The 22,851-nt window shown below is 37.4% G+C and carries 19 protein-coding genes; 12 read left to right on the top strand and 7 right to left on the bottom strand.

The window, feature by feature from the left end; all coding sequences use genetic code 11:
* Window positions 1-20: 20 nt before the first annotated feature.
* The 4 genes from aerE to NMG88_RS18465 all read left to right on the top strand — a co-directional run bounded on the left by aerE (window position 21) and on the right by NMG88_RS18465 (window position 7,586).
* A complete protein-coding gene (gene aerE, locus NMG88_RS18480) occupies window positions 21-662 on the top strand; it encodes an aeruginoside biosynthesis protein AerE (RefSeq protein ID WP_254035692.1) in 642 nt (213 codons plus the stop codon).
* Window positions 663-690: 28 nt separating this feature from the next.
* Window positions 691-1,485 (top strand): aeruginoside biosynthesis putative reductase AerF, encoded by a 795-nt coding sequence (gene aerF, locus NMG88_RS18475; protein WP_235751292.1) that lies wholly within the window; start codon window positions 691-693, stop codon window positions 1,483-1,485.
* Window positions 1,486-1,614: 129 nt separating this feature from the next.
* The gene (aerG, locus tag NMG88_RS18470) at window positions 1,615-6,486 is read left to right on the top strand and encodes an aeruginoside biosynthesis non-ribosomal peptide synthetase AerG (RefSeq protein ID WP_254035691.1); all 4,872 of its coding nucleotides are present in this window, start codon (window positions 1,615-1,617) and stop codon (window positions 6,484-6,486) included.
* A 134-nt stretch (window positions 6,487-6,620) separates the two neighbouring features.
* Entirely contained in the window at window positions 6,621-7,586 is a 966-nt protein-coding gene (locus NMG88_RS18465; protein WP_235765667.1) for an isopenicillin N synthase family dioxygenase, read from the top strand.
* Window positions 7,587-7,632: 46 nt separating this feature from the next.
* Here NMG88_RS18465 and aerI read toward each other — a convergent pair whose 3' ends face one another.
* On the bottom strand, window positions 7,633-8,889 hold the full coding sequence (aerI, locus tag NMG88_RS18460) for an aeruginoside biosynthesis putative glycosyltransferase AerI (protein ID WP_254035690.1): 1,257 nt from the start codon (window positions 8,887-8,889) through the stop codon (window positions 7,633-7,635).
* 183 nt (window positions 8,890-9,072) lie between these two features.
* Between aerI and NMG88_RS18455 the strand changes: the two genes are divergently transcribed.
* The 6 genes from NMG88_RS18455 (at window position 9,073) to psaC (ending at window position 15,923) form a co-directional block, all read left to right on the top strand.
* Window positions 9,073-10,206 carry a sulfotransferase gene (locus tag NMG88_RS18455; protein WP_254035689.1) on the top strand — a complete coding sequence of 378 codons (1,134 nt, stop codon included), beginning with the start codon at window positions 9,073-9,075 and terminating at the stop codon, window positions 10,204-10,206.
* 84 nt (window positions 10,207-10,290) lie between these two features.
* Window positions 10,291-10,998 (top strand): class I SAM-dependent methyltransferase, encoded by a 708-nt coding sequence (locus NMG88_RS18450; RefSeq protein WP_235751298.1) that lies wholly within the window; start codon window positions 10,291-10,293, stop codon window positions 10,996-10,998.
* 165 nt (window positions 10,999-11,163) lie between these two features.
* The gene (locus tag NMG88_RS18445; RefSeq protein WP_235751299.1) at window positions 11,164-12,324 is read left to right on the top strand and encodes an aldo/keto reductase; all 1,161 of its coding nucleotides are present in this window, start codon (window positions 11,164-11,166) and stop codon (window positions 12,322-12,324) included.
* Between the two features lie 155 nt (window positions 12,325-12,479).
* A complete protein-coding gene (locus tag NMG88_RS18440) occupies window positions 12,480-14,474 on the top strand; it encodes an ABC transporter ATP-binding protein/permease (protein WP_254035688.1) in 1,995 nt (664 codons plus the stop codon).
* A gap of 115 nt (window positions 14,475-14,589) precedes the next feature.
* On the top strand, window positions 14,590-15,489 hold the full coding sequence (locus NMG88_RS18435) for a CoB--CoM heterodisulfide reductase iron-sulfur subunit B family protein (protein ID WP_264478043.1): 900 nt from the start codon (window positions 14,590-14,592) through the stop codon (window positions 15,487-15,489).
* Between the two features lie 188 nt (window positions 15,490-15,677).
* Window positions 15,678-15,923 carry a photosystem I iron-sulfur center protein PsaC gene (psaC, locus tag NMG88_RS18430; RefSeq protein WP_026785716.1) on the top strand — a complete coding sequence of 82 codons (246 nt, stop codon included), beginning with the start codon at window positions 15,678-15,680 and terminating at the stop codon, window positions 15,921-15,923.
* A 316-nt stretch (window positions 15,924-16,239) separates the two neighbouring features.
* Here the strand turns inward: psaC and arsH are convergent, their stop codons facing one another.
* From arsH to NMG88_RS18400, 6 genes are all read right to left on the bottom strand, one after another.
* Window positions 16,240-16,929 carry an arsenical resistance protein ArsH gene (gene arsH, locus NMG88_RS18425; protein WP_227350423.1) on the bottom strand — a complete coding sequence of 230 codons (690 nt, stop codon included), beginning with the start codon at window positions 16,927-16,929 and terminating at the stop codon, window positions 16,240-16,242.
* Between the two features lie 157 nt (window positions 16,930-17,086).
* Window positions 17,087-17,482, bottom strand: coding sequence for an arsenate reductase, glutathione/glutaredoxin type (gene arsC / locus NMG88_RS18420; RefSeq protein WP_042153505.1), 396 nt, complete (start codon window positions 17,480-17,482; stop codon window positions 17,087-17,089).
* Between the two features lie 59 nt (window positions 17,483-17,541).
* Window positions 17,542-18,690: an ACR3 family arsenite efflux transporter gene (arsB, locus tag NMG88_RS18415; RefSeq protein ID WP_227397699.1), complete on the bottom strand. Its 1,149-nt coding sequence runs from the start codon at window positions 18,688-18,690 to the stop codon at window positions 17,542-17,544.
* Between the two features lie 16 nt (window positions 18,691-18,706).
* Window positions 18,707-19,753, bottom strand: coding sequence for a PstS family phosphate ABC transporter substrate-binding protein (locus NMG88_RS18410; RefSeq protein ID WP_052369453.1), 1,047 nt, complete (start codon window positions 19,751-19,753; stop codon window positions 18,707-18,709).
* A 192-nt stretch (window positions 19,754-19,945) separates the two neighbouring features.
* Complete coding sequence (locus NMG88_RS18405; protein ID WP_042153510.1) at window positions 19,946-20,620, bottom strand: HAD-IA family hydrolase; 675 nt, start codon at window positions 20,618-20,620, stop codon at window positions 19,946-19,948.
* 76 nt (window positions 20,621-20,696) lie between these two features.
* On the bottom strand, window positions 20,697-21,239 hold the full coding sequence (locus NMG88_RS18400; RefSeq protein WP_235765671.1) for a hypothetical protein: 543 nt from the start codon (window positions 21,237-21,239) through the stop codon (window positions 20,697-20,699).
* Between the two features lie 299 nt (window positions 21,240-21,538).
* Here NMG88_RS18400 and NMG88_RS18395 point away from each other — a divergent pair, with 299 nt between their 5' ends.
* Window positions 21,539-21,754, top strand: a complete 216-nt coding sequence (locus NMG88_RS18395) for a DUF7219 family protein (protein ID WP_235751302.1) — start codon at window positions 21,539-21,541, stop codon at window positions 21,752-21,754.
* Window positions 21,755-21,849: 95 nt separating this feature from the next.
* Window positions 21,850-22,827, top strand: coding sequence for a CHAD domain-containing protein (locus NMG88_RS18390; RefSeq protein ID WP_254035687.1), 978 nt, complete (start codon window positions 21,850-21,852; stop codon window positions 22,825-22,827).
* The last annotated feature ends 24 nt before the right edge of the window (window positions 22,828-22,851 follow it).

The raw sequence follows: 22,851 nt of genomic DNA, 5'->3' as shown, positions 1-22,851 counted from the left end.
ACTTAATTAAGGAGATCAAAATGCCTACATTTTTCCCCGAAGGAAAAACAATTAATATCAATGGAGAAGTGGAGTTATTGGCATTCCAATGTCAGGATACAGTCGTCCAATTAGCCGCCATTGCACCAGGTGCTATTTTTCCCCTGCACCAACACACAGAAAGTCAAATCGGAATGATATTTAACGGCAATTTGGAAATGAATCTCAACGGGAATAAAACTGTTATTCAACCTTTAGATCATCTCTATGTTGCCGGGGCTAATGTTCTTCACGGTTCAGCTAATCTTTTGCCTGAAACCATCTTAGGATTTGATGTCAAAAGAATCATCAACCCTCCCAGACAAGGAGAAGATAAACCCACAATCCTGCGCGTGACTCCCACTGAAAATCATGCCACTGGTTTACCTTGTCAATCGGTTACGGGTTCTTGGTTTGAGATTATGATTACTCAGATTCCTCCAGGAAAAACCATCCCTAAACATCAGTCTAGTTGCCAAAAAATGGGAATTATTCTTAATGGAAAACTTGATGTTTATGTAGGGGGGGAAGAACAGCAACTAGCTTATGGTAATATTTACTATGCACCCCCTGAGATACCGCACGAAATATCTAATTTTACTGACGAAACAGTATCTTTACTTGATATTTTCATTACACAATAAATGTTTATACATTAGAGGACGAATAATTATGGATTTAGGATTAACAGGAAAAGTTGCTTTAGTAACAGGAGCTAGTGCAGGAATTGGTTTTGCTGTAGCCGAAAGATTAGCCGAAGAAGGCTGCCGATTAATCATTTGCGGTAGGAATGGTGAACAACTGGAGAAAGCCAGTCAATCTTTACTGAATTTTAATGTCGAAGTAATCCCTGTAATTGCCGATGTTCAAAACGAATCGGACTCGCAAAAGCTAGTAGAAATATCCCTTACTAAATTGGGCAAAATTGATATTTTAATTAATAACTCAGAAGGGGCTAGTTTTTCTGGAGAATCAATAGAAGATATCTCAGATGCAGAATGGAGAGGCGTATTTGAAGGAAAATTAATGGGCTACATTCGCATGACCAATCTAGTTTTACCTACTATGAAAAATCAGCAATGGGGACGAATTATTAATATTATTGGAACATCAGGAAAAGAACCTTCTCCCCGTCTGGTAAAATCAGGAGTTGCTAATGCCGGGTTAATTAACTTCACTAAAGCAGTCGCAACTGAAGTGGCTAAGTATAATGTTTTAGTGACTGCTATTAATCCCGGTATTATTGATACACCCAGACATCGACAATATTTAACGGTGAATGCTGAAAAACAAGGTGTAACCGTGGATAATATTCGAGCCGGAATTATGAATAATATTCCCCTTCGTCGTATTGGTAATTCTGGTGAAGTAGCTAATTTAGTCGCTTTTTTATCGTCAGAATGTGCCAGCTATATCACAGGAATAACAATTCCGGTGGATGGAGGTTTATCTTCTGGAGCTTTCTAAGAAAACTTAGATAATTTCTACAAATTTATGATCTAAGTATATGTTTTAAATATCTTGACTCATAGTTCTAGTTATACTCAAGTCATGAATTTAATTTTTCATAAAAAAAACAAACAATAAACTCAACTCATGGTTAACTCAAATAATTCCAACAAAAGCAAAGATATCGAAGCGATTTATCCCCTTTCTCCTACTCAGGAAGGGATGTTATTTCATACTCTCTATAACCCAGAATCTAATACTTATTTTGATCAATTTCAATTAACATTTCAGGGAGAACTAGATATTGCTGCTTTTGAAAAATCTTGGCAACAAATACTAGATAGACACACGATTTTACGAACCCAATTTATTTGGAAAAATCGTAAAAAGCCCCTTCAGATCGTGCGAAAAAAAGTTAAATTACCTTGGGTTAATATAGACTGGAGATCCCTGTCTCAGAGTGATCAACAAACTCACCTGAATCGTTTCTTAGAAGAAGATAGACAACGAGGTGTTGAAACGGATAAAGCTCCTCTGATGCGATGTACCTTAATTCAATTAGAGAATCAAACTTATCAACTGATCTGGAGTTTTCATCACATCCTCTGTGATGGTTGGAGTTGGCCGATTCTTTTTCAAGAAATCTTCACCTTTTACGATGCAATTAAGCAAGGAAAACAGTGTTATTTACCAACACCTCGCCCTTACCAAGACTATATTAATTGGTTACAACAGCAAGATATTTCCGCCTCAGAAACATTTTGGCGAAAAACCCTTCTGGGGTTTAATATTCCGACTCCTTTAATCGGGGAAAAAGCCCGCGAAAGGAATGATAAAACCTACAATATCTGCCAAATCAATCTATTAGCTAAAACCACCGCCAACTTAAAATCTTTTGTAGCTCAAAACCATCTGACTCTTTCTACTTTAGTACAAGCAGCTTGGGCGTTATTACTGAGTCGTTATAGCGGTGAGGAAGATATCGTTTTTGGAAGTGTTGTCTCTGGTCGTCACCCTAGTTTATCAGGAGTAGAATCAATGGTCGGGTTATTTATTAATACCCTACCTGCTAGGGTATTAATCCCAGAAACAACAGAATTATTACCCTGGTTACATCAATTACAAGAACAACACATTCAGCGAGAACAATATTCTTATACTCCACTGGTAGACATTCAAGGATGGAGTGAAATTCCCAGAAACGAATCTTTATTTGAAAGCATTATCGCCTTTGAAAATTATCCTGCAACCGCAAATTTTTCCGAACTTCCTGGGGGGATAAAAATTATTAATATTGAAGACATCGGACAAACTAATTATCCGCTTGTTCTGCGTGCTGTTCCGCTTCAAGAAATGGCATTAATCATCAATTACGAGGAAAATCGTTTTGATGTCCCAACGATTGAACGGATGCTGGGTCATCTGCAAACTTTACTCGAAGAAATGGTGATTAATCCCCATCGTTTCCCTAAAGATTTACCGATTCTTACTCAATCAGAACGGGAAATGCTGTTAGAAGAGAGATGGAACCATACTGAATCTTTATTTCCGATTAGCCAATGTATTCATCAATTATTTGAGGAACAGGTTAAAAAAACACCAAATGCAGTCGCAGTAGTCTATGAAAATCAACAGTTAACCTATCAACAGTTAAACCAAAAGGCGAATCAATTAGCACATTCTTTACAATGCTTAGGAGTTACACCCGATAGTTTAGTTGCGATATGTCTTGAACGCTCTTTAGATATGGCTGTAGCAATTTTGGGGACTCTCAAGGCTGGAGGAGCTTGTGTTCCGATTGATACTAAATATCCAGAGGAACGAATTAATTTTATCCTGGCAGATAGTGGGACAAAAGTTGTATTAACACAAAATTCTTTTGCTTCAATGCTGTCTCAAAATTTCTCCCATCATCTGCTGATATTAGAAGATAAATGGGATGATATTACTCAAGAATCCGATCAAAATATTACGATTGAAGTCAATAATGATCATTTAGCTTATCTGATTTATACTTCCGGTTCCACAGGAGTTCCTAAAGGTGTGGCTGTCCCCCATCGCTCCCTCACCAATTTAGTTGAACACCATCGAGATCAAATGCTGACAGGAGGAGGTGTTCTTCAGTTTGCATCTTTTAGCTTTGATGTTAGCTATCACGAAATAGTTGCGGCTTGGTGTTTTGGAGGAACTTTATATATTGCTTCTGAAGATACCCGCCTAGATTTAGATAAATTAGTCAATTTACTTGCAAATAATCCTATTGAAAAAGTTATTCTTCCTGTGACTTTGTGGCAGCAAATTGCCGAACTCTATGGAGCAAAACCCGATCTTTTTAAGAATTTAAAAGAGGCCATAACTGCCGGAGAACAACTGCAAATTACTCAACCGATGGTTGAAATGTTTAAAAGTTTAAAAAACTGCACCCTGTATAACTTTTATGGGCCTTCTGAAGCTGATTTAGTCACCGCTTATCGTTTTAGCCATCAACCTGAAGAATGGCCCCTTTATCCTCCCATTGGTAAACCGGCTGTTAATGTCAAAGTTTATTTATTAGATAGTAATTTCCAACCTGTTCCTTTAGGTAGTATAGGAGAATTATATGTTAGTGGTGCCGGACTCGCTCGCGGTTATTTTAATCGCCCAGAGTTAACCACAGAAAAATTTATTCCTAATCCTTTTGATCAAGATTCTTATTCACGTCTGTATAAAACGGGAGACTTAGCTCGTTATTTGTCGGATGGAAATATTGAGTTTTTAGGACGAATAGATGACCGGGTAAAAATCAGGGGTTATAGTGTTGAATTAGGGGAATTAGAAGCCGTATTAAATAAACATCCCTTCCTAAGTCAAGCTGTGGTTAAAGTCTATGGGGAAAGTGCTAGAGAAAAATATTTATGTGCTTATTTTGTTCCCCTGCAATCACAAACAATTACTATTGAACAACTGCGTCACTTTCTCCAAGAACAACTTCCAGAATATATGATTCCTTCCGCCTTCGTCCCGATGGAATCTTTTCCCTTAACTTCTAATGGCAAAGTTGATCGGCGAAAACTCCCAAAACCCACAACTAGCAGACCCGAATTAAGTCAAATTTATGTCGCCCCATCCACTCCTACAGAAGAAATATTAACAGCCATCTGGCAAGATATTTTAGGATTAACTAAAATCGGGGTCAATGACAACTTCTTTACTGTAGGGGGGCATTCTTTATTCGCGACTCAAGTTATTGCGATGACCCGCAAAGCTTTTAATTTGGAATTGCCCATCAGAAGTCTATTTCAATCTCCTACTATTGCTGAATTAGCGAAAAAGATTGAGATCGGAAGTTATCAAGAATTAGAACAAGAAATTATTCCGATTACACGCCAAACCTCTGATTCTGAATTAGTACCAATTTCTTTAACTCAGTTAGAGCTTTGGTTTTTCAACCAATTTTATCCCGATAATTCTGTCTATAATCTACCCTTAATTTATCGAATTGAAGGCTCACTTAACGTTCCTGTACTAGAGCAAAGCTTAAAAGAAATTGTTAAACGTCATCAAACTTTGCGAACTAATTTTATTTGTATAGACGGACAAGTTTTCCAAAAAATTTCGTCTGAACCCCGTTTTGATTTTTCAATTATTGATCTCCAAGGGTTAAGTGAAATAGAACGGGAGCGAGAATCTGAACGATTAGCATCAGAAGAAATTGCTCGAATTTTTGACCTAGAACAAGGTTCATTATTCCGAAGTAAACTTATACAATTAGCTGAAAATGACTATCTGTTTGTTGTCACTATGCACCATATTATTTCTGATGGTTGGTCTTTCGGTGTTTTGATTCGGGAATTAACCTTAATTTATGAAGCGTTTTCTGAGGGTAAACCTTCACCACTACCCCCTTTACCGATTCAATATTCCGATTTTGCCCTGTGGCAATGGCAATCTATAGAAGACAAATCATGGCAATCTCAGCTTGATTTCTGGAAGAAGCATATCGGCGTTAATCCACCAATTTTAAAATTCCCTACTGACCATCCACGGCCCTCTAGGCTAACATTTAAGCAAGCCCATCATCCTATTACTATTTCCCCAGAATTAACTGATGCTTTAAAAAGATTCAGCCAGCAAGAAGGAGTAACTTTATATATGACTTTGTTAGCGACTTTTAAAGCACTCATCCTTTACTATACACAACAGGAAGACATCATTGTTGGTGGTATTATTGCCAATCGTAACAGACCCGAAACACAGGATTTAATTGGACTTTTTGTGCAGTTTCTCCCCTTGTATACAAATGTAGGAGGTAATCCCAATTTTCGAGAATTACTGCGTCGAGTTAAGGAGACGAGCTTAGGATTTTATGCTCATCAGGAAATTCCTATGATTAATTTAGTAGAAGAATTAAGACCGATCAGAGAGCCTCAATATGCTGTGCTAAATCAGGTTATATTTCTTTTTCAGAATCCTCCTAAATACGATTTAAAATTTGCTGATTTTACATTAAAAAATCAGTTCCCAAAAATAGATAAAGAAACTGATACGGCAGAACATGATTTAATGCTCTCTCTCGAAGAAACCGATAACGGCATTGAAGGAATTATAGCTTATAAAGTTGATTTATTTACTACTACAAGTATAGCTAAAATGGGAGAGCAGTTTCTCAAAATTTTAGAAAGTATTATTGTTAATCCCCAGGAAAAAATTATGGCTATTTCTCCTTTTTCTGAACAGGAACGTTACTCAATCAATAATTATCACTGGTCTTCACCAATTAAGGAAGTTAAATCAACTGACTTCATTAAACCACGGAATTTAACTGAAGAATCTTTGCTCAAGATTTGGCAAGAAGTGTTAAATTTAGAAGATATTAGCATTGATGATAACTTTTTTGAACTGGGAGGAACTTCTCAAAAAGTTCTTCAAGTCATAGATAAAGTTACTAAAAAATTGCTGATCGATTTACCCCTGCGTAACTTCTTTGCTAACCCAACCTTAGCCGATTTAGCAGCAACAATTGAGCATCATATTTTATAAATCTATGTTGATTCAGACAATAGACGGGCTATATTGACCGTCTATTTGGCTTTTAAAATCAGGATTATGAATTTTTATTTCAAAATATTGTTTTCTTGATTTTTACCGATAAATTAAATATTGAATCGAGAATAATGACCAAAGATATTACCATGAATAAAATAGTTCCCGTAATTGATTTTCAACCCTTTTTTGATGGTAACACAAAGGAAAAGGAAGCTGTGGCCAAACAAATCTATGAAGCTTTTGATAAAGTTGGTTGTATATATCTAAAAAATTACGGTTTTTCCCCCGATTTAGTTAACAAAGCTTTTGCTCAATCTCAGGCTTTTTTTGCTCTACCACTAGAAGAGAAACAAAAAATTGCCATGAGCAAGATGAATCCAGGATATGAGCAAGCACGAGATCAAGAGGGAAAAGATTTCAGAGAAGTATTTCATTATGGGTTAGAAAGAACTCCAGAGGAAATAAGTTCTGGTCGCTATATGGCTACTGCTCCTAATCAATGGCCTGAAAATCTACCAGAATTTCGAGATACTTTTATCCAATTTTTCCAAGAATGTGAGAAAATGTCATGGAAGTTATTCCAAGCACTTGCTATTGCCTTAAAAGTACCGGAAACAGTTTTTACAGATGTAATTTCTGACAGAAATTGCTATTCGTTTTTAGCTCATTACCTACCCCTGACCCAACCTATAAAGCTAAACCAAACTCGCGCTAAACCCCATTATGGTTCAGGAACCTTTGGGTTAATATTCCAAGATGACGGTAAAGGTTTAGAAATCTGTCCTCCTGGTGAGGAATGGATTCCTGTTCTTCCAATTCCTGGTACAGTAGTAGTCATTATGGAAGATCTGATCCAAAGATGGACAAATGATCAGCTTTATTCCACGCTGCATCAAGTTTCAATTCCAGAAGAAGACTTCTATAAGGCTCGTTCTAGGTACTCAATTGCCTTTAAGATAACTCCTAATAATGACGCAGAAATTCGCTGTGTTGAAACTTGTGTCACCGAGGATAATCCTCTTAAATATCCTCCCATTTCCGTTGATGATTATTATAAAGAGTGGGACGCGAAACACGAAAATACTTATAAGTAGGTAGGCAGAATTAAACATCAAATATCATCGCAGTACCCTAATCTATTTAACAAGTAGGATCACAAATTTTATGAAACTCTACCAATAGAGTTTCACTAATTTGTTCCCAAGAAAACTTGTCAACCACTCTTTGGCGTCCAGCTTTTCCCATTTCTTGACTAAGATTTTCATCCGAAAGAAGGCGTAAAATTGCTTCAGCTAGAGCATCAGCGTTACCTCTTTCCACCAATAAACCCGTTTTTTCATCCTCGACAATTTCTGGAAAAGCACCGCTATAAGTCGCAATAACAGGTAATTCCATAGCCATCGCTTCCACTAAGGGAATTCCAAAAGGTTCATTCCACACAGAGGGAAAGATAAAAATGTCCGCATCTTGATAATGTTCAACTAAATCCAGTTGTTCAACCGGCCCAAAGAAACACACTGAATTAGCTGCATTGGGAGAAATAATTTGTCGCAGTTGATCACTATATTCTCCCTGGTAAAATGGAATGAGAGTTTGAAAATATGGATCTTCTGTATTAATCATTTGTATGGGTAATACGCCATATTTTCCTTCTGGCCCGATCAGTTTAAGCTGTACTTGGGGATACTGCAAGATCACTTTGTTAAACGCTTCTAGTAAAATATGTAGCCCTTTTTCGGGTGAAATTCTACCCACAAAAAGAAGAGTTTTCATCTCTTTTTTTTGATTTTTTTTGGCTTCATTATTAACAACAAAATGATTAATATCTACGCCATTAAAAATTGTTTGACAAGGAACATTAGGAAATCTTGTCCGAATTTGATTGGTAATATAGTCACTACATCCAATCACAAGATCCACCGCTTTTAATTTCCGTTCAATCATTTTAGGATCAAGTTGTGTTAACCACTCAGTCTGTAGAAAGATGACAATTTTTGCCTGCGGATTAAAAGCTCGAATTAGTGGGGAAACATGAAAGGCAAAGTTAATCTGAATAATATCACAATTCTGGGATTGCAAATCTTTTGCTATTTGCCAATAATATTTGAAATCAGATAAAATTGAAGTAAAAAAAGGACGTTTTGCTGGAAAGATTTTCCAGTCATCCAGTACATATAATAAGCCTAATATTTTATCAATAAAGTTATTGGGAATCCTCCGATATGTAATTCCATCTTCTGAATATTCTAACTCTTGGTGATGAGCAGCTTTTGAACCATAGAAAATCAGATCATTGTCGCGAGCTAAACGAAGTGCTAACTGGTAACAGAGGATACCTGATCCAAATTTGGGAGGTTCAGCAAAAGTCCAAACATAATCAAAGAATGCTATTTTCATGTTTTTTGTTTAGTAATGATAACCGAATATCGTGTGATTTCATGCTAATATCACTATATTAGCTAATTACCTCCCGATCAAGAGCTTCCTTCTTTCTCAGATTTGATCAACTCTGATATTATTAGGGGTTGGCGTAAATGGGGATTTGATCTTTACACGATATCTTAACTTAAATCTATCACAATGCCAGCCAAATTTTTTAAAATCCAGAGCAAAAATAAACCCTATTTCTTAAGTATTCCTTCCCTAGATGATTTTCATTATCAAGAAGCAAATACGGTTGATATTAATATTATCTTAGAAAAGCCTAATATTAGTTTATATTGCCTTGATTTTTCCAGAAAATGGGCAATTTTTGTAGAAACTGATCCAGAGGTTGATATTGATCAATTTCCTTTTTTTTATCAAGCGCAATATGACCATGCAAAAAACCTAATTGCCATTACTTTTTCGGAATTATTAGAAATCGGAAAACAACTAGAAATCCCTGAAAATCTTGTAATTGTTTATTCAGTAGGACGCTGTGGATCAACCCTAGTTCATTCGGCATTTAATCAGCTAGAAAATACCCTAAGTCTTTCTGAACCAGGTGTCTATGATCAGCTTGTCATTATGCGTCAATGGGATGGAAGTAATGATGCTGAAATTAGTGAATTAATAGAAAGCTGTACCAAAATATTATGTACATCCTCACGATTAGATGATCATTCATATAGATGGGTGATTAAATTGAGAAGTTATGGAATTGAGATAGCAGATCTAATCTTTAAGCATTTTCCCAAAGCCAAAATTATTTTCTTATATCGGGATACTGAAACTTGGATGAAGTCTGTTTTTCGTGCATCTTTAGGAGAAATTCCTAATACAGTTGATTCTCTAAAAGCAATGCAAAATCAAGTCAGTCAAGTTAGTCCCCTAATTCATCAGGATGAACAGGATCAACCCTTATCTTATCTGCAAATTTTAACCTTAGCATGGTTGTCAGTCATGGAAGGTTATTTGCGACTCCATCAGCAAGGAGTTTTAGCTCTAGCGATTCGTTTTCAGGATTTGATAACAGCACCACAACAGACAATTATAGAGATATTAAAATACTGTGATCTACCCACTACCAACCTAATCCAAGTATTTGAAGTATTGCAGAAAGATTCACAAGCTGATACTATTTTATCGAAAGCCAATCTCAACAATCAACAAGTTGAGTTAACTGAAGAAGATTTAAAGGAGATCAGAGCAACTTTACAAGAACATTCAACCATCAAGACTTCTGATTTTATAGTCCCTAATACATTGGACTTAAAACGATCAGAAATCTAACCATTAAAATTTAACTTTGAGCTTGACAAAATCCTTAAATTAATTGAAGATACTTTTGGTTTAATTAAGTAAGGATGAATCAAAATGTCTAGCGATTATCAGACCAAATGGAATCAATATTGGGATTCTATTGAAGATCGTTCTCAGGTAATTTGGAATGTTGATGCTCATTCAGGAATTGGGATTGATTTAGATTGGCTTAAAAAAATGTTTAAAAATCCTGATTTACCCCTGATAGATTTTGGTTGTGGAGATGGAAATATAACTCAATTGTTAGCAGAAAAATTTCCCAAAGTAATCGGGATAGACGTGAGCGAATCGGCATTAAATTTAGCTACCATTGAAGCACAAAAAGTTGGATTAGCGATTACTTATAAACTTGTGTGTAACCAAGAAGATGGTCAAAATATACACAAGTGTTTTGGAGATGCTAATATTTATATGCGTTCAGTCATGCACCAAATTAACATAGAAGATCGACCATTATTTGTTGACCACCTTAAAACTTTAATCGGTAAGACAGGAACACTTTGTTTGCTTGATATTAGTTCTGACCCTAGAAATATTTTCGGGGATGATGTCAGACTAGATGATCCCTTAAAAGTAAAAAAAGTTTCAACTTATGGAATTACTCCAGGTGAAGTAACCTTAGAAGAGATAGAAAATCTTTTTCCCAAGCCAGATTTTTCTATTTTAGAATCAGGGCAAGTCTTAATACCAATGAATGGAACAATAAAAGGAAAAACTGTAGCCAAGTTTTACCTTTATGCCATAATTTACAGGTTAAACTAATTTAAGTAGTCGGACATAAAAAAACAACACTGTGTTAAGTTTTGTAAACGGTGAGCTTCGCTCACTATCCTTCCTATGTAAGGGTTTTGGGCTTGTGGTGAGCGAAGCTCACCCTACGTTTAATTGTGTCCAGGTACTTACTACATTAAGTCTAATAATTAAATTATGCAATATCGTAGATTTGGACGTACAGAAATTCCCATGCCTATTTTTTCTTGCGGGGGTATGCGTTACATTTATGATGAGTTTAAAGAGTATCCTAAAGAACAAATTCCCCTGGATAATCAACAAAATTTAGAAGCGACCATCCGCCGCTCCCTAGAAATTGGTATTAATCACCATGAAACTGCTCGAATGTATGGCACATCTGAGATGCAGTTAGGGGAAATTTTGCCGAAACTACCCCGTCAAAAACTGATTATACAAACGAAAGTTACACCCCAATCTGATCCTCAACAATTTCGTCATTTATTTGAACAATCCTTAGCTTATTTAGGACTAGATTATGTTGACTTGTTGACGATACATGGTATTAATTACAAACCACAACTAGATGAAACCATTCGTCCTGGTGGGTGTCTTGATGTGATCAAACAATTACAAATGGAGGGGAAAGTTCGCTTTAGGGGATTTTCTACCCATGGGCCGACAAACCTAATCATCAAAACCATTGAAACCGATCAATTTGATTATGTAAATCTGCATTGGTACTATATTAATCAATGCAATTGGTCAGCAATTGAAGCCGCCAATCGTTATGACATGGGGGTGTTTATTATTAGTCCTTCGGATAAAGGGGGAATGCTTTACAAACCGCCCCAAAAATTAGTAGACTTGTGCTATCCTCTGAGTCCGATGCTATTTAATGATCTGTTTTGTTTGAGCCATCCCCAAGTTCATACATTAAGTCTAGGTGCAGCCAAACCATCGGATTTTGATGAACATTTAAAAGTGATCGAACTTTTAGAAAAAGCCGATGAAATTTTACCTGCAATTATAAATCGTTTGGAAACAGAAGCGATCGCTAAATTAGGCGAAAGTTGGTTTCATACTTGGAATCTTGGTTTACCTTCCTATCAAGAAACTCCTGGGGAAATCAATATTCCCGTCATCTTATGGTTAAGAAATTTAGCTTTAGCATACGATATGTTTGACTTTGCCAAAAGGCGTTACAATCACTTAAAAACTCGTGATCCCTGGTTTCCGGGTAACACAGCCGCAGGATTATCCGAATTTGACTTAGAGCCTGATCTGAAAAACAGTCCCCATCGAGACAAAATTGTTAGAATACTAGAAGATGCCCATCAGCTATTCAACATTTCATAAACAATCTTTTTTTTGTTTGCGTCAGTCTTGTCTTTTCGCAGAACATTGATATTTCCCCTGTATAATACCTCGCTATGGTATGCTTAATTCTTATCTAACTCAATAGATAGGCATTAAAAATTATAATCTCCCTCCCGTAACATCAGGAAAACCCAATGAATGTTTCAGAAAAAAGCTCAGAGCATATCGATCTCAAAGAGGATGTCAAAACTTTTAATAAATCTCTACAACAATTTTTAGGGTTTCTTCAAGTTTATTGGTATCCAAAAGAAACCCAGGATAGAGCCTTTTCAGAGATTATTCGCTCTTGGGGAATGATCTGTTTATTGTTTTTATTATTGGTGGGAATCGTTGGTTTTAATGCTTTTAATAGCTTCGTTTTTAGAGACTTAATTGATTTTACTGAAGCAAAAGATTTATCTAAATTAACTCGTCTAGTAATAATTTATAGTATAGCCCTTGGGAGTATGACCTTATTAACAGGGTTTTCTAAATTTCTTAAAAAGATAATTGCACTCGATTGGTATCAATGGATCAACAATAATATTCTGAATCAATATTTTAAAAATCGGGCTTATTATCAAATTAATTTTAAAGAAAATATTAAAAATCCCGATCAACGTTTGGCTCAAGAAATTGAGCCGATCACTAAAACAACGATGAATTTTTTAACCACCTGCGTCGAAAAGTTCATGGAGATGATGGTTTTTATTGTCATTCTCTGGTCAATTTCTCAAACCATTTCTATTATCCTGATTATTTATACGATTCTTGGCAACATTCTGTCTACCTATATTACTCAACAATTAAATAAAATTAGCAAACAACAATTAGAAATGGAAGCAAACTATAATTACGCCCTGACTCATGTTCGTAACCATGCAGAATCCATTGCTTTTTTTAGGGGCGAAGAAAAAGAATTAAATATTATTCAGCGAAAATTCAATCAGATGATTGAAATAGTTATTAATAGAGTTAATTGGGAAAGAAACCAAGATTTTTTTAACAGAGGCTTCCAATCCATTGTTCAAATATTTCCTTTCTTAATTGTCTCTCCCTTATATATTAGTGGTCAAATTGAGTTGGGAGAAGTCAACCAAGCCAGCTATTGTTGCTATTTCTTTTCAACGGCGTTATCCGTATTAGTAGAGGAATTTGGTAGGTCAGGTGAGTTTATCAATTATATTGAACGTTTAGATAGCTTTTCCCAAGCCTTAGAAGCCGTCGGGTACCAATCTAACCCGGTGAATACCATTAAAGTTATTGAAAACGATCATCTTGCTTTTGAGGATGTTACCTTACAAACACCAGACTTTACCAAAGTCATCGTCGAACACTTGTCAGTTTCAGTTGAACCCGGTGAAGGTTTATTAATTGTAGGGCCAAGTGGTCGAGGGAAAAGTTCTCTTTTACGCGCCATTTCTGGGTTATGGAATACAGGTACAGGGGATTTAGTGCGACCTCCCCTAGATGACATCTTATTTTTACCGCAACGTCCTTATATCATTTTAGGAACCTTGCGCGAACAGCTAATTTATCCTCAGACAACAAATCCAATTAGTGATTCAGAATTAAAAGAAATCTTGCACCAAGTTAACCTACAAAATGTCCTGACTCGAATCGAAAATTTTGATGAGGAACTGCCTTGGGAAAGTATTTTATCTTTGGGAGAACAACAACGTCTTGCCTTTGCTCGACTGTTAGTTAATCATCCTAACTTCGTTATTTTAGATGAAGCTACCAGTGCTTTAGACTTAAAAAATGAGGATAATTTATATAAACAGTTACAAGAAACTGGTAAGACATTTATTAGTGTCGGACATCGGGAAAGTTTGTTTAATTATCATCAAAAAGTTTTAGAAATGTCAGAGGATTCTAGTTGGCGTTTAGTTGACATTAAAGACTATCCTGTGAGCTCAGTGCTCCCTCTTAATCCCAACAATACAAAAGCAAGTCTTGAAACCGTAGAAATTCTGTCAGAAATTGATCAGAAAAACCATTTTTCCCATCAAGAAATGCAAAAATTAACCCGTTATAGCTTAAGTACCATCAAAAATAAAGCCAGTCGAGGTCAAACGATTGTTGCTGATGATGGTTTTACCTATCGTTATGACAAAACCCTCGATCAATTAAAATGGGTGAGAATTTAGCAACTCTGTCTTTGGGCGTGCTTGTCACCCTCCGAAGTTAAATTCTTAATTCTTAATTCTTAATTCTTAATTCCTCGCCATCGCTGTAAGTACATTCGTAGAGAAGGTTATTCCTATGCCATCCTTGAAATATGCCTATTTTCCTGGCTGTGTTGCCCAGGGAGCTTGTCGAGAACTGTATCAGTCTACGCAAGTTCTCACCCAAGCGTTAGGTATTGAACTAATTGAACTGAAAAAGGCATCTTGCTGCGGTTCAGGAACCTTCAAAGAAGATTCCCGACTGTTGGAAGATACTGTCAATGCCCGGAATATTGCTTTAGCAGAAGAACTAAATTTACCCTTACTGACCCATTGCAGCACCTGTCAGGGGGTAATTGGTCACGTTGACGAACGGTTAAAAGAATTTCAGGAAAATGATCCAGCCTATATTGAAAAAGTGAATGGGTTACTTAGCAAAGAAGGTTGTTCACCCTATCAAGGAACAACGGAAGTTAAACACCTGCTGTGGGCCTTAGTCGCCGATTATGGTTTAGCCGAAATTGAACGCCGAGTCCGTCGCAAACTATCGGGTTTGAAGTGTGCTGCCTTTTATGGTTGCTATCTCCTCCGTGCTCAAACCCATTTGCCCTATGATGACCCCCAGCAACCGGAATCCATGGAAAACCTGTTTCGGGCTGTAGGGGCAACTCCGGTCTATTATCGGGGGAGAACCCAATGCTGCGGTTGGCCTCTATCGAGTTACGCCACGGAATCCGCCTTTCAAATGGCTGGAAACCATATTCAAGAGGCAATTGATCACGGTGCAGATTGTCTGGTTACGCCCTGTCCCCTGTGTCATCTGAATTTAGATTCTCGTCAACCGGAAGTGGAAAAAGTGATCGGTCGTCCCTTGGGTTTACCCGTCCTCCATCTTCCCCAATTAGTGGCCCTTGCCCTGGATATTGACCCCAAACAACTGGGTTTAGACCGCCATGTTGTTTCCACAAAGTCTGTGTTGGACAAAATTAGAGCCTGAACTGTGAACTGTTAAGGCGGGAAATATTACATTGTTTAAAGTTTTATCGCCTTATGTGTATTGGAAGTGAAACACTGGAGTATTGTGATGCAATATATGGGATGATCCCGCTCCTATTAAGCTGGACTTCTAACCTGTATTTAGGGCAGAACTTGTAACATTTTGATATCTACTGGAGAAATCATTCAATGTCTCATTCAGTCAAAATTTACGATACCTGTATCGGCTGTACTCAGTGCGTTCGCGCTTGCCCCACTGACGTCCTAGAGATGGTTCCCTGGGATGGTTGCAAGGCGGCTCAGGTAGCTTCCTCTCCCCGCACCGAAGATTGTGTCGGCTGCAAACGTTGTGAAACCGCCTGTCCTACGGATTTCTTGAGTATTCGGGTTTATCTCGGCGCTGAAACCACTCGTAGTATGGCTCTAGCCTACTAAACTCTGCCTGAAAGCGGGTGTTTATCTCAATCCATAATGTATTGCTTTCACCGGAAAGGATACAGTGGGTTCAATCTTTACGGAGGGGGAAATTCTACCCTCTTTTTTGTTGAGATGTTGACGGTTGACCGGGTTGGCACGGATATTGACAAAACCGATCACCAGGGACGGGTTTATAGCAACCGCCAAGGCAGTTAAGACACCAGACGGATCTTAGAACCCAGACGGTGAAGTATTTTCTCCCCTGTTCCCTCCCTGCCCTAGCCCCCCGTGTACGGGGGGTTTGGGGGGGCTGTTCCGGTGTTCCCTCCCTGCCCTAGCCCCCCGTGCACGGGGGGTTTGGGGGGGCTGTTCCGGTGTTCCCTGCTATAAAAGTTTTACCAATATCAATCATTGTTTCCTGAATTCCTTTTTCTTTTCTTTCACTATAGCGATCGCTTAAATAATCAGCCTGTCCTCTTAATAACAATGTAAATTTATAGAGTTCCTCCATCACGTCAACCAAGCGATCTCGATAGGGGGAATCCTTCATCACCCCATCTTCATCGAACTCTTGATAGGCTTTAGCCACCGAAGACTGATTAGGAATAGTAAACATCCGCATCCAGCGCCCCAAAATTCGTAGGGTGTTAACCGCATTAAAAGACTGGGAACCGCCACAAACCTGCATCACGGCCAAGGTTCGGCCCTGGGTTGGTCTAATCGCCCCCATGGTCAGGGGAATCCAATCAATTTGATTTTTCATCACCCCACTAATTTGGCCATGGAGTTCTGGACTAGACCAGACTTGGCCCTCTGACCACAAACTCAATTCCCGTAACTCCTGAACTTTGGGGTGAGTATCCGGTACGCTTCCATAAATCGGCAATTCTCGTGGGTCAAAAAACCTGACTTCTGCACCAAAATCCTGAATAATTAGGGCTGCTTCTTCTGCTAATAAACGACTGTAAGACCGTCCTCTTAGGGAGCCGTATAATAATAGAATTCGAGGTGGATGATTAGACATATATTAGGTAATGGGGATCACAGATTAAAGAGGATTTCACGGATTTCACGGATTTTAATCTGCGTAATCCTCTTAAATCCGTGATCGGGAATGGGTAATGGTAATAGCTAGATTTCATATTACCCTAGCCAGGGAGGACGCTGGCACTGTAACAATATTAATTTAGAGTATCAATTAACTTTTGAACTCTTTGTTTAATTTCATCTCTAACTCGATGAAAAGTTTCTAACGGTTGTCCGTCGGGATCATCTAATTGCCAATCTTCAAAAACTTCTCGAATTACCCAAGATTCAGGTAAGTTTACACCACAACCACACAGAGAAATCACCGCATTATAATCTTCTGCTTGGAAATCACTTAAAGGGTTAGAAGTTTGATTGGTAATATCAATTCCGATTTCATCCATCACTTGAATTGCCGTAGGATGCACCCGACTCGCTTCTAAACCGGAACTGGTAACGGCTATTTTTCCGGCTCCTAAAGTTCTAGCAAATCCTTCCGCCATTTGAGAACGGCAAGAATTTCTTTTGCAAACAAACATTACTTTTTTCATGGTCAATCTCCAATGTTTAGAATAGCTAAATGATCTAACAAATCCGGGTATTTATGGATTTAATCCTTAACACAACGCGGATCAAATAAACTAGCTTTTTCCGGTTCTCTGGGGAACCAAAAGGCAGTTTTTTTGCAAATTTTAACCAACATTAACATCACCGGAACTTCAATTAATACCCCCACAACTGTTGCTAAAGCCGCACCGGAATTTAAACCAAATAAAGTGACTGCTGTGGCGATCGCGACTTCAAAATGATTACTCGCCCCAATTAACGCCGCCGGAGCCGCATCTTCATAGGACATTTTCATTTTCAAAGCGATCAGATAGGTAATCAGAAAGATAAAATTGGTTTGGATAAATAAAGGAACAGCAATTAACAGAATATGAAAGGGATTGTTAACAATCAATTCCCCTTTAAAGGCAAATAGTAACACCAAAGTAATCAACAATGCAGATATGGCAATCGGGCTTAAATAATGCAAAAATTCCCGTTCAAACCAAGCCTTACCCTTGTTTTTAAAAATCCAATGGCGACTATACATTCCCACCGCTAAAGGCAATCCCACATAAATTACAACCGATAAAAAAATCGTTAACCAAGGCACTGTTAAATCATTAGCCGCTAGTAACCAACGCCCTAACGGTGCATATAAAAATAACATCGCCAAGGAATTAACCGCCACCATCACTAAAGTATGACCTTGATTCCCATAACACAGATAACCCCACATCAAAACCATCGCAGTACATGGAGCAATTCCTAATAAAATAGTTCCCGCAATATAGGAATTTGCCAAGGAAACTTCCTGTCCTCCAATCAGTTCTGTTCCAGTAATTAAAGGACGAAATAACCATCCTAAAAAGAACTGAGAAAAGGCTACCATTGTAAAGGGTTTAATTAACCAATTTACAACTAAAGTTAGTAATACGGGTTTAGGGGCGCGGACAGCGTTAGCAGCCTGGGTAAAATCAATTTTTACCATGATGGGATACATCATAAAAAACAGGCAAATGGCGATCGGAATCGAGATTTGATGGACGCTCATCGAGTCCAAAGTAACCGCAACTCCCGGGAATAAACGCCCTAAAATAATTCCGCCAATAATACATAAAAATACCCAAACGGTTAGGTATTTTTCAAAAACACTCAGTTTCCCCCCAGCTTGCACCGCCGATGGATTAACTTGAGGTGAATTTCTACTCATTAAACCTCCTTAAAAATCAGTATTCTGCTCGTTTTGTTAACACTTCATCCAGGGTTAAATTAAACTCCGATTTTCCACCGAATACCGTCCCAACTTTGGTTTTATGAAAGTTACGATAGAGTTTGGTATAATCCTCGGGATCAAAAGCAATATAACCCACATTTTGAACTACTTTAGGCGCTTTTTGCATATAGAAATCCAGAAAATCATTCATTGCTGGATTATCTTGAGCCGCGACCGCATTAACATAGATAAATAAGGGGCGAGTTAGGGGTCGATATTTTTCAATTTCCGTGGCATTAGATGAGGGAATAATCGGCCCTGAACCCTTTTGATTATCCACGGCTAAGGCTTTTAAATCTCCGGGTCTTTCCTGATAATAAGCATAGCCAAAATAACCGAGTGCATTAGGATCATTAATCACTCCTCGGGCAATAATTTCATCATCTTCACTGGCTTGATAATCATTGCGGCTGGCTTTTTCTTCCCCTACCACCGCGGCGGTAAAATAATCAAAGGTTCCTGAATCTTTCCCTGGGCCATAGAGATTAATTGGTTGGTTCGGCCAAGAGGCACGAATTTGATTCCAAGTTTTAATTTTTCCCTCGGCTTGGGGTTCCCAAAGTTTCTTTAATTCGGCAACGGTGATATCATTTGCCCAGGTATTTTTAGGGTTAACAACTATCGTTAAGACATCAAAGGCAACGGGTAATTCCAGATAGGAAATATTATTTTTTTTACAAACTTCCATTTCTTGTTTTAAGATTGGTCGAGACGCATTACTAATATCGGTTTCCCCTGCACAAAACTTTCTAAACCCTCCTCCGGTTCCTGAGAAATCAACTTTAACATCGAGATCATCAGCAGGACTTTGAGCATTGTATTCTTTAACAATAGCTGCTGTAATCGGATAAACGGTACTAGAACCATCAATCAGAATGGGTTTTGTTTGTTTTACTTGCTGTGTCTGATTCTGACTACAAGCTAAAAGTAAAGTAGCAGTCCCAAGGGCTAAAACGAACGTTTTGAGAGAACTGGGCAGTTTGAGCAGTCTAGGAGTCATAAAATATCCCTCGTGACATTTATGGTTAGGGATGTTTAAATCATATCAAAAAAATTTGATGTGTCAAGTTAAAAAAAGGTTAAGATTCTTTTAGATCATCTAAAAATACTGAATTAGTCTGAGAAAAATTAGGGAAAAGAGGAAAATTATGATCGCTGATTTCCCTTTAATATCTAATCTTTGATTTATTAATTAAAACTTGGGTAACTGCCACAATTCGGGTTGAAATTCCTTGAGAGAGCCCAGAATTTGATCGGCTTCTTGATAAAGGGATTGATCCATATCTGACGCGGGAACTGCTATTACGGACATCCCCGCCGCCCGAGCCGCAGAAACCCCCGCTAAGGCATCTTCAAATACTAAACAGTTTTCGGGTTTTGCCCCCAAACGTTGGGCTACTAATAGGAAAATATCCGGTGCAGGTTTGCCATTTTTTAGTTCAGGATCATCCCCTCTAACAATAGATTGAAATAGGGAAAACCATTGTTGATGACTTTGGGTTTTTGCGGTAAAAGGGCGATTTCCTGAACTGGTGGCGATCGCTTGGGGAATATTATGAGCCGACAGATGTTGGGTGAGAAAAACCGCTCCCTCTAAGGGCAAAACATGGGGATACAATTGATAAATAATGGCATCTTTTCGTTCTAAGAATTGTTCAATAGTTACTGATAATTCTAACTCTTGAATTAAGAGTTTTACCGAATCATGGGATTTTCTCCCCCTAACTTTACAACCCAGGGCATGATCAATGGTTTTGCCATAATAGTTGGCAACCATTTGATTAACTTTGGTATGAAGGGGTTCCGTATCTAACAGTAAACCGTCTAAATCGTAAATAACGTGGGTAATTTTTCTAAAATTTGGCATTGGTCAAGGGATAAAGCATTGCAGTTATTATGAATCAAATTGACGGATAAATCAAGGGATAAAAATTATCTGAAATCTAGGGTGTTAATTGCCAAGATTGATGACAAGTCCAGGAATGATCGGGATGTCTCTGATAAAACCTTAATTCCCAATCTACTTGGGCGTAGGGATTAATTCTGTTTTGAGCTAAATCTTTTAATTTTTGAGCGTGTTGGGGTTGAAATTCATAGGCTAAACTCAAATGTAGCCAAGTTTTTAATCGCAAGGCTTCTAAACCAGTCGGTGAATCAACTAATTTACTAAAATGAATCATTAATAATAGAATACCTGGGGCTTGTAATTCCAAACCATACCAAGTAGATTGAAACGTCATTTGAGTCACATTAATTTTTAAAACACTCCCGGTTAATTGGGCGGTATTATAAGCGGTTTCTAGGGCTTGAATATAGAGAGAAATTTGTGATTCTTGATCCTGAAAAAATCCAGTTAAGGTACAATGGGGCATATAATTATGGGCGGCATTTAATCCACACAATTCCAGACTTTCTTGATAAAAGATTTCAATTTGTTCGGCTAATTCTCCCCGAGGGCAAGCATAAACAATAAATTCAAGGTTCATCAGTTATCAGCAATCAATTATCATTATCAGTTTATAGCCTATTCCCCAGAATGATCAAGCTGTTCAGTATTTGGCTAGATGAAGTTAGTTAAATCTAGTTGATCCTAGGATTAAATTTAATTTATTTTTTATAAAAAAATAAAAGCCCAAACAAAAGTATTGTTTTTTAAACTAATTATAACTTTTGTAAAAAAATATAATATTTTAATCCCTTGACTTTAATATTTTTTTCCTTTAGGATAGGATTTTAGTTTTAGAATAAACACTATCACTAGAATTTGCAGAGTTTGGATATAATTATGAGATCAACCCCAGATTTTTTTGATCAGACTCAGATTAATTATTGGGAAACTCAGATCCCTCCTGTCTCTGATCAAGCTCAATTGCACGGCTTTGTAATGGATATTAGCCAAATTTTTAGCTTAGAAACCGAGGGAACACTATCTTCCAGGCAAGCCTATACCCAGATTAAGCGGTTAGTCACGGAATTACAAAACAGTGTAATTAATGACTAAATGTCATATTATAACAATCTTAAAATTCTCTGTAAAAAACTATTTAAGATTGTTATAATAAAACAAGTATTAATTAAAATTTTGGGGTGTTTATCATGGAAACAACAACTAATCCTCAAACCGAAACTTTAGGATATTGGGCGGTACAAGCTATTCAGAAACATCTGGAAAAAGTTATTAGTCATGAATCTGAAGTTTTAAAAGATCATGATCCTGAAGAATTACATCAAATGCGGGTGGGAATGCGACGGTTAAGATCTGCGGTAGTTGGGTTTGCTCCAGTATTAAAATTACCCGAATCGGCTGAGGATGAAAAAATCGGTAAAATTGCTCGTCGTTTGGGAAAATTGCGAGATTTAGATGTTTTATTAGAAATATTACAAAATACTTACTATTCCCAATTACCGCCATCCGAACAAGAAATTGTAGATAAAGTATTAATGGATTGGGTCAAACAACGTCACAAAGTTTTTCGAGTTGTGGCATGGACTTTAGAACATAAAATATATCAAAACTTGAAAGAAGATTTACAAGATTGGGTAAAAGAACCTAGTTTTACAATGCTGGAAAAACTTCCTATTGATGAAGTTCTACCGGATTTATTACTTCCCCAAATTAGTCATTTATTCTTGCATCCCGGTTGGCAAGTGGGAATGAATCAAGACCTAGTTAATTCTGCTGAAGTTACTTCAGAAACCTTAGAAATAATTTTAGATCAACAGGGAGAATCTTTGCACGATTTAAGAAAACAAGCCAAGAAAGTGCGTTATCAAATGAGTTTGTTTACTAACTTTTATAGTCCTAAATATTCAACTTATTTAGAAGATATCAAAGCCATTCAAGAACATTTAGGAGATATTCAAGATAGTATGGTTTTGATGGAAAAAATAGCTGATAAAATCCCATCAAAAATTAGGTCTAAACTTCCAACTTTTATCAATCTTCTAGCGGAAAAACGCTATGAATCTTGGCAAAAATGGCAATCACTTCAACAGCGCTATTTAAAGGCTGAAAATCGCCAAGAATTTCGCTTAGAATTACTGAATCCGGTGATAGAAACGGGTAATAGGTAATGGGTAATAGGTAATGGGTAATAG

This window comes from Planktothrix agardhii (genome assembly GCF_904830935.1).
Classification (GTDB): Bacteria; Cyanobacteriota; Cyanobacteriia; order Cyanobacteriales; family Microcoleaceae; genus Planktothrix; species Planktothrix agardhii.
Note: the sequence above shows the minus strand (reverse complement) of the source record. Positions and strands in the feature narration are given on the sequence as shown.